Annotated in this window: 9 protein-coding genes; 4 read left to right on the top strand and 5 right to left on the bottom strand. The window is 68.8% G+C overall.

What is annotated here, in order from left to right:
- The coding region (locus tag EG799_RS13890) for an AMP-binding protein (RefSeq protein WP_123883189.1) at nt 1-1,218 on the bottom strand (1,218 nt) is incomplete at its 3' end.
- 24 nt (nt 1,219-1,242) lie between these two features.
- Between EG799_RS13890 and EG799_RS13885 the strand changes: the two genes are divergently transcribed.
- The 4 genes from EG799_RS13885 to EG799_RS13870 are packed head-to-tail and all read left to right on the top strand — an operon-like array spanning nt 1,243 to nt 3,991.
- Nucleotides 1,243-2,226 (top strand): GNAT family N-acetyltransferase, encoded by a 984-nt coding sequence (locus EG799_RS13885; RefSeq protein WP_158611085.1) that lies wholly within the window; start codon nt 1,243-1,245, stop codon nt 2,224-2,226.
- A 10-nt stretch (nt 2,227-2,236) separates the two neighbouring features.
- Nucleotides 2,237-2,527, top strand: a complete 291-nt coding sequence (locus EG799_RS13880; RefSeq protein ID WP_123883185.1) for an acyl carrier protein — start codon at nt 2,237-2,239, stop codon at nt 2,525-2,527.
- 7 nt (nt 2,528-2,534) lie between these two features.
- Nucleotides 2,535-3,197 carry a hypothetical protein gene (locus tag EG799_RS13875; RefSeq protein ID WP_123883183.1) on the top strand — a complete coding sequence of 221 codons (663 nt, stop codon included), beginning with the start codon at nt 2,535-2,537 and terminating at the stop codon, nt 3,195-3,197.
- Complete coding sequence (locus EG799_RS13870; protein ID WP_123883181.1) at nt 3,194-3,991, top strand: hydrolase 1, exosortase A system-associated; 798 nt, start codon at nt 3,194-3,196, stop codon at nt 3,989-3,991. Before EG799_RS13875 ends, EG799_RS13870 begins: the two co-directional genes overlap by 4 nt.
- Here the strand turns inward: EG799_RS13870 and EG799_RS13865 are convergent.
- The 4 genes from EG799_RS13865 to EG799_RS13850 all read right to left on the bottom strand — a co-directional run.
- A complete protein-coding gene (locus tag EG799_RS13865) occupies nt 3,947-5,149 on the bottom strand; it encodes a class I SAM-dependent RNA methyltransferase (RefSeq protein WP_123883179.1) in 1,203 nt (400 codons plus the stop codon). The genes EG799_RS13870 and EG799_RS13865 overlap by 45 nt on opposite strands.
- The gene (locus EG799_RS13860) at nt 5,146-6,534 is read right to left on the bottom strand and encodes an NAD(P)H-hydrate dehydratase (RefSeq protein WP_123883177.1); all 1,389 of its coding nucleotides are present in this window, start codon (nt 6,532-6,534) and stop codon (nt 5,146-5,148) included. The genes EG799_RS13865 and EG799_RS13860 overlap by 4 nt, the downstream gene beginning before the upstream one ends.
- Nucleotides 6,531-6,857, bottom strand: coding sequence for a hypothetical protein (locus EG799_RS13855; RefSeq protein ID WP_123883175.1), 327 nt, complete (start codon nt 6,855-6,857; stop codon nt 6,531-6,533). Before EG799_RS13855 ends, EG799_RS13860 begins: the two co-directional genes overlap by 4 nt.
- On the bottom strand, nt 6,854-7,998 hold a 1,145-nt coding region (locus tag EG799_RS13850; RefSeq protein ID WP_181950937.1), incomplete at its 5' end, for a dihydroxy-acid dehydratase domain-containing protein. The genes EG799_RS13855 and EG799_RS13850, both read right to left, overlap by 4 nt.

Genomic DNA, 7,998 nt, shown 5'->3' with positions numbered 1-7,998 from the left:
TATCATCGCATCGTCGCGCCCCACGAAGTAGAGCAGGCCGTCTTCGTCGCGCCGGACGGTGTCGCCTGACCATACCGCCATGCCGCCGTGGCGCGACGCCGCCGGCGCGGGCCGGAACCGAAGGGCCGTGCGCTCCGCATCGCGCCAGTACCCCTGCGCCACCAGCGGGCCGCAATGCACCAGTTCGCCTTCGTCGGCGATGGCGCTATCCGCACCGATGACGAGAATTTCCGCAAAGGGGATCGCGCGCCCCATCGAGGTCGGATGACTGTCGACCAGATCGGGATCGAGGTAGGTTGAGCGGAACGCCTCGGTCAGACCGTACATCGGGAACAGGCGGGCATCGGGGAAGGTCGTGCGCAGGGCACTTACCAGATCGCGGGTCAGGGCACCGCCGCTATTGGTGAGGCGCCGCAAAGACGTCGCCGCCTCGCGCGGCCAGTCCTGCGTCACGAGCTGGCGCCAAAGCGGCGGGACGGCGGCCAGCGTGGTGACGCCGTGGCGCGCGCACGCCTTGATAACGTCACGCGGGGTCAGATAATCGAGCGGCACGACGCACCCGCCCGCATACCAGGTCGAGAACAGCTGGTTCTGCCCGTAATCGAAGCTCAGCGGCAGGACGGCGAGCGTCACGTCGTCCCGTTCGAGGTCGAGATAACCGGCCACGCTGGCCGCCCCCAGCCACATGTTCGCATGGCTCAGCATCACGCCCTTGGGCTTTCCGGTCGACCCGCTGGTATAGAGAATTGCGGCAAGCCTGTCCGGATCGGCCGTACAGGGCGCATTGGGGCCTGCGCCCCGCGCGGACAGGAGCGCGTCACGCTCCTCCACAATGTCGCAGGTGTCCGGCCTATCGCCCTGTTCCAGGGAGGAAAGCCGGGCTTCGTTTCCGATGAGCAGCGATGTGCCGCTATCGGCGAGGATATGCGCGACCTGCGCTCTCTTGAGCAGCGGGTTGATCGGGACGTGCACCAGTCCGGCGCGCGCCGCGGCGAGCGGGAGAAGGCAGGTCGCCTCCCCCTTCGCAGCCCAGCTCGCCACCCGCGCACCGCGTAGCGGAACGCGCTGCGCCAGCCACCCCGCGAGGCTCGCGACACGGCTTCTTAAGTCCGCAAAGGTAAGGGTCTCCCCGCGCAGAACCAGCGCCGGCGTGTCGTCCGCCCCTCTCTCGGTGAGGTGGTCGATCGGCAGGATGGCGGGAAGGGGCGCGGCGGACATGGATTACTCGGCGGCTTGGGTGACGTGACGACGATTGCATATCACGAGACGGTAAACGACCTGCAAGACCCCGCCTGGTGGGGGCCGGGTCCGTTCGCCACGCGCGACTGGTTCGCGTTGCTCGAGACGCGCAGAACCCGCCCCCTCTATGCGACGGCCCGCGAAGGGTCGAGCCGCGTGCTGCTGCCGCTGAACCGCGGGCCGAGGGGGCTGGAAAGTCTCGCCAACTGGTACGCGTTCACCTGGCAACCGCTGCTGAGCGGCCCCGCGGCCCCGCGTCTGTTGGCGAACCTGGCGCGCGATCTGCGCACGAACCATGCGCGCATCGATTTCGCTGGCGTCCCGGCGGAGCGCGACGTGACCGGCATTCTCGTCCGCGCCTTCCGGGAAGGCGGGTGGCGTGTCTTCAGCGAAGCGGCGGATACGAACCACATCCTGCGCCCCGCTGGACGCCCTTTCGCCGATTATCTGGCGACGCGCCCCGGTCGCCTGCGCACCACGCTGAAACGCAAGGCCAAGGCCGTCCAGACGCAGATAGCGACGACCTTTTCGAACGAGGACTGGCAAGCCTTCGAGGAGATCTACGCGGTCAGCTGGAAGCCCGCCGAGGGCGATCCCGACTTCCTCAGACGATTCGCGATCGCCCAGTCGCGCAAGGGACACTTCCTGTTCGGTCTCGCCCGGCATGACGGCGAGCCTGTCGCCGCCCAGTTCTGGACCATCGAGAATGGCACCGCCTTCATTCACAAGCTCGCCCACCGGCAGGACGCGACGCGCCTCTCGCCGGGCAGTGTTCTGACAGCCGCCCTGTTCGAACATGCGCTGGACGCGGCCGGGGTCGATTGTGTCGATTTCGGAACTGGAAACGATGCCTACAAGGCCGACTGGATGGAAGAGACGCGCACCCGTCATCGCATCACCTGCCTCGACCCGCGCACCCCGCGCACCTGGCCCGCGCTCGCCCGGCGTATCGCGCGCAAGCTTGTGCCCGCCGCGCGGGGTGGCTAGGGGCAGGCGGATGGCCCCCAACCTTCCCCAGACCCGGCAAGTCGCCGGCGAAACCGACCTGGTGCTGCGCGAGGTTCTCTCCGACGTGCTCGGCCTGTCGGCCCAGCGGGTCACTGCGCTCGATGACGACAGCGGGTTGTTCGGACACCTGCCCGAACTCGATTCGATGGCGGTCGCCGGTCTGCTGACCGAGATCGAGGATCGGCTCGACATCGTCATCGACGACGAGGACGTCGAGGGGGAGATGCTCGAAACCTATGGCGGCCTGCGCGATTTCGTCGAGCGCAAGCGCGCCAGCTGATCCGGCCATGCGGCCCGCCACCTGGGCTCCGTCTTCGGGAAGCGCGGAATACCTGCTTCGCTTCGACAGGCAGCGCGAGCGGCGCGCACTCGTTGTTCCGGCGCTGTTCGACGAGGGACACAAGCTGCGCCATTTCACCGTGGAGATCATGCGGCGGCTCGATCGTGCCGGTATCGACAGCCTGCTTCCCGATCTTCCCGGTCTGAACGAAAGCCTTGCGCCGCTGGGGGAGCAGTCGCTCGACAGATGGCGGACCGCCATTGCCGCTCTGGCGAGGGAGAGCGGCGTTACCCATGTCGTGACGCTGCGCGCGGGGGCGCTCATCGACCCGGGCGTTCTTCCGGGCCTGTGTTACGCTCCGGTCAGGGGAGAGACGATACTCCGCGCCCTCCTGCGCGCGCGCATACTCGCGGATCGGGAGGCTGGTCACGATACCTCGCGCGAGACGTTGCTGGCGCATGCGCGGCGGGAGGGTTGCACGCTCGCTGGTTTCGAACTCGGACCGGCGATGATTGCGCAGCTGGAGACCGCCGCACCGCCGCGCCCGCCTGCCCACCAGGTAACACAGTCCGATCTGCCCGGCCCCGGCCTGTGGCTGAGAGCAGAACCGGCGCACGATGCGGCGCAGGCCGACGCGCTGGCCGCGATCGTCGCGGAGCGGTTCGCGTGACCCGGCGGTTCGTCAGCTTCCCATGCGAGGACGAAACGCTCGTCGCCACGCTGGACGAGGCCGAGGGCGCGAGCGGGCTGCTGATCCTGGGCGGGGGAAACGAGGTCCGCAGTGGGCCGTTCGGGTCGCTCTCGCGCCTCGCCGCGCGGGTCGCGCGGTCCGGCTATCCCGTCTGGCGGTTCGATCGGCGGGGCGTAGGCGACAGTTCCGGCGACAATTGCGGATTCCGCGATGCCGGAGCCGATCTCGGTGCTGCAATCCGGGCCTTTCGCCGCGAAGCGCCCCGTGTGCGGCGCGTGGTGGCCTTTGGCAATTGCGATGCCGCTTCGGCGCTGATGCTGGTTTCGGGGGGCGGATGCGACGCGCTCGTTCTGGCCAACCCCTGGACGTTCGAAAGCGACGACGCGGCGCTCCCGCCCGCGGCCATCCGCGCCCGCTATTCGGAAAAGCTGCGCAATCCGCGCGAACTGGCGAGGCTCGTCACCGGCGGAGTATCCTACGCCAGCCTGCTGCGCGGAATGGTGGCCGCGCTGCGCCCCCCCCCGCCGCCAACACCCCTGATCGAGGACATGGCGGCGGGTCTTGCGCGTTACCACGGGGCTGTCGAAATTCTCCTGGCGGGGCGCGACCGCACCGCACAGGCATTTGCGCGAAGCTGGCCGGAGAACGATGATCGGATCATGAAGCGCGAACAGGCGGACCACGCCTTCTCCGCGCCCGAGGACGCCGACTGGCTGGCCGAGCGCCTGCTAGTCGTGCTTCACGAACAGGCTCGCCAGCTCGACATGGGTTGACCAGCGGAACTGGCCTACGGGACGCAGCTCCTCCAGCGCATAGCCATGATCGGCCAGCACCCGCCCATCGCGCGACCAGCTCGACGGGTTGCAGCTGACATAGACGACGCGCCCGACGCCGCTCGCCGCGATCTGCTCGATCTGCGTCCGTGCCCCGGCGCGCGGCGGGTCGAGCAGCACCGCGTCGAACCCTCGCAGCTCCTCGGCGCGAAGCGGGTTGCGGAACAGGTCGCGGTGTTCGACCTGAACCGGAATCCCGGCGGAATTCGCGGCGCCGCGACAGGCGAGAACGGCCGCGCGGTCTGCCTCTGCCGCCAGCACTTTCGCGTTTGCGGCCAAGGGGATTGCAAAGGTTCCCAGACCCGAGAACAGGTCGGCGACCTGGTCGCAGCCGTCGAGCCATTCCAGGGCGGCCCCGGTCAGCGCCCGTTCGGCCTGCGCAGTCGCCTGCACGAACGCCCCGGCGGGAAAGGATACGCGGTGGCCGCCGAGCGTGACGGTCACGGGCTCCGGCTCCCAGAACCCTTCCGCGCCGTACCCCTGATCGAGCGTCAGACGCGCCAGGCCGTTATCGCGCGCGAAATCGAGCAGCGCCTCGGTCTCGGAAAGACCATCGGGAAAGAAGCCCGTCAGTCCGAGGTCGACACCCTGGTCGCTGCGCGCCATCTCGGCGCCGATCGCATATTTTCCCCTCTTTCCGGCGAAGTAGTCGCGGAGTTTGGGAACCAGAGCGAACAGGTCGGGGAGCAGGACGTGGCACTCGCGCATGTCGACGATGCGGTGCGAGCCAGCCTGGGTGAAACCGATGATCGGCCTGCCACCCCCGTTCGCGATCTTCAGGCTTGCACGGCGGCGGGAGCGAGGCGGAGACATGGCAGGCGCCGCGAGTGCGCGGGGGACGAGACCCTGGGCGCGGGCGGCGTTCTCGACTCGCTGGGTCACGAAGTCGGCCAGCGTCTCCTCGTCTGCGTGCTGCAACTGGCATCCACCGCAGGTCGGAAAATGCCGGCATGGCGGGGCGACGTGATGCGGACCGGGGTGGAGCGTGCCGTCCGCCTCCACCAGGTCCCCCGGAGCGGCGAGAACCACATGACGACCGCTCGCCGTCACGCCGTCGCCCTTCGCGGCGAGGCGGGTGATCAAGTCCGGTTCGTTCACAGAAAATGCTCGTAGGCAATTGGAATATAACGTATAAGATCGCCGGAGCAGAAGGGAGCCGGGGTCATCCGGGCGGCAAGCGTGTGCAGCCAGACCGCTTCTTCCGCGGCATCGCCCGCGTTCTTGCCTGTCGCCATGCGGCTGGCGGCAATACCGCTCAGAACATCGCCCGTGCCTGCGGTCGAGAGCCAGGACGGCGCGGGCGGGAACAGCGTGATCTGCCCATCCTGATCGATCAGCACATTGTCCGGACCCTTGGCGAGGATCGCACAACCCGCCAACCGATGCACCGCCAGCGCCCGTTCGATCCGATCGCTCGCCTCTACCCCGAAGGCCTGGCATAGCGCATCGAGTTCTCCGCCGTGCGGCGTCAGCAACACCTCCTGCCCGTCTTCGATATCGCCCGGGCGAAGCAGCATGAGCGCGTCGGCGTCGAGGACGAGCCGGTCGGCGCGGGCCAGTGCCGTCAGCAGACGTCCGCGCGCCGCGGCGTCACGGCCCAGGCCGGGACCGATCGCAACCGCGTCGATCCGCTCGTCAGAAAGACTTTCCTCCAGCGCCGAATCGTCGACGACGAGTTCGTCGGGCGTCATGGGGCTCTTGTAATCGGCGAGCAGCTTCACGTACCCTGCTCCGGCGCGCATGGCCGCGCGCGCCGCCAGCATCGCGGCGCCCGGCATCGCGCCACCCACCACGGCCAGCAGACCGCGCGAATATTTGTGCGCCGAAGCGGGCGGCGGCGAGACTTGCGGCGTGGTGGACAGGCGCGCGGCCCCCGCGACCTCCCCGATCCCGAGATCCACGAGCCGCCGCTCCCCCATGCGCGCGGCTGCCGGCATCAGCCAGTGCGAGCGCTTCCACGCGCCGAGCGCGATGGTCAGGTGATAGTCGGGCAGGTCTTCGTCGAGCATCCGGCCAGCGTCGCTTTCGACTCCGCTCGGCAGATCGACCGCGATGCGGTAGGCATGACGCTGAGCCAGATCGCGCAGCAGACCAGTCAGATCGCCTCCCAGGGGGCGACTCAACCCGGTTCCGAACAGACAATCGACCAGCACCGCGTTGTCGGCGCTTTCCACGATCGGTCCGGCATAGGCGGCGCGCGCTTCGCCTGCCGCCTGCGCGCCGGTATCGAGCGGCGCGATCACCTCGACCGGCAAACCCCTTTCCTGCAAGACCCTAGCAATTACAAAGCCATCGCCGCCATTGTTACCAGGCCCGCACAACACGGTAACGCTTCGCCCCGCTGCCGCGCGCCACACCCAGTCGGCGGCTTCGCGCCCGGCGATCTCCATCAGAGTGCGCGCGGTCGCGCCGCCCGCCATCAGCCGCTCTTCGGCGCCGCGCATTTCCCGCGCGGTCAGAACCGGATCGGTCGTGGGTTTCATCGGGCGACCGGTATCCGGTAGCGATCGGATCCGACGCGCAGCTCAACCAGGCCTTCGCCGCGCTCCACCTCGGCTTGTTCCATGCCGTCCGCGGTGACGATACCGCGCCCCGGAACGCCGAGTTCGAAGCGACGGAAGCTGCCGTCGGGGTGCCGCACGATCAGCACGTCCGTCCCCCGGCCCTCGCCGCGCTGCATGGTGCAATCGGGCGCGAACGACCCCGCCCCCTCCAGCGCGCACTCGATGATCTGCCCGGGTGGCTTGGCATCCCCCGCCCCGCAGCCGGCGAGCGCCGTCGCAGCGAGAAGCGCACATGCCCTCATGCGCCGTGCGTCACCTGATCGACATCGCGCACCGCGCCGCGCGCCGCGCTGGTAGTGAGCGCGGCGTAGGCGCGCAGGGCTTCGGTCACGCGCCGCTCGCGCTTGTCGCGGGGCTGCCAGGCGGCCTCGCCACGCCCCTCCATCGCCGCGCGCCGGTTGGCGAAGTCCTGCTCCGAAATGCCGAGCGATATGGTGCGGTTGGGAATGTCGATGGCGATCGCGTCGCCTTCCTCCACCAGGGCGATGGCCCCGCCCTCCGCCGCTTCGGGCGAGACGTGCCCGATGGACAGGCCCGACGTGCCGCCAGAGAACCGCCCGTCGGTCAGCAAAGCGCATTGCGCGCCAAGCCCCTTCGACTTGAGGTAGCTGGTGGGATAGAGCATTTCCTGCATCCCGGGCCCGCCCTTCGGCCCCTCGTAGCGGATCACCACCACGTCGCCCGCCACTATTTCGTCCGCCAGGATCGCCGCGACCGCCGCGTCCTGGCTTTCGAACACGCGGGCCCGGCCGCTGAAGGTGAGGATGCTCTCGTCCACGCCCGCGGTCTTCACGATACAGCCATCGCGGGCGATATTGCCGTACAGCACGGCCAGCCCGCCATCCTGGCTGAAGGCATGATCCCTGGCCCGGATCACTCCGGTTTCCCGGTCGGTATCGAGGTCGTCCCACCGCCGCGACTGGCTGAAGGCGGTCTGCGTCGGCACGCCGCCGGGCGCGGCGCGGTAGAATTCGTGCGTCCTGGGATTGCCGGTGCGCATCACGTCCCAATCGTCCAGCGCATCGCCCATCGTCGGCGAGTGGACGGTCGGCAGCGCGGTGTGAAGCAGCCCGGCGCGGTCGAGCTCGCCCAGGATCGCCATGATCCCGCCGGCGCGGTGAACATCCTCCATGTGCACGTCGGCCTTGGCCGGCGCGACCTTGGACAGGCAAGGCACCTTGCGGCTGAGGCGGTCGATGTCCCGCATGGTGAAGTCCACCCCCGCCTCGTGCGCGGCGGCGAGCAGGTGGAGCACGGTGTTGGTCGATCCACCCATCGCGATATCCAGGCTCATGGCGTTCTCGAACGCCTCGAAACTGGCGATGGAGCGCGGCAGGACGCTGGCATCGTCCTCCTCGTAATAGCGTTTGGCGAGCGCCACCA

Source organism: Aurantiacibacter spongiae, from assembly GCF_003815535.1.
GTDB lineage: Bacteria > Pseudomonadota > Alphaproteobacteria > Sphingomonadales > Sphingomonadaceae > Alteraurantiacibacter > Alteraurantiacibacter spongiae.
The sequence above is the reverse complement of the archived record's forward strand: the minus strand, read 5'-3'. Positions and strand labels throughout refer to the sequence as shown.

Excerpts from the sequence above, each read along its gene's own strand:
- EG799_RS13860 (WP_123883177.1), bottom strand. The coding sequence starts at position 6,534 with ATGAAACCCACGACCGATCCGGTTCTGACCGCGCGGGAAATGCGCGGC.
- EG799_RS13875 (WP_123883183.1), top strand. The coding sequence starts at position 2,535 with ATGCGGCCCGCCACCTGGGCTCCGTCTTCGGGAAGCGCGGAATACCTG.
- EG799_RS13880 (WP_123883185.1), top strand. The coding sequence starts at position 2,237 with ATGGCCCCCAACCTTCCCCAGACCCGGCAAGTCGCCGGCGAAACCGAC.
- EG799_RS13855 (WP_123883175.1), bottom strand. The coding sequence starts at position 6,857 with ATGAGGGCATGTGCGCTTCTCGCTGCGACGGCGCTCGCCGGCTGCGGG.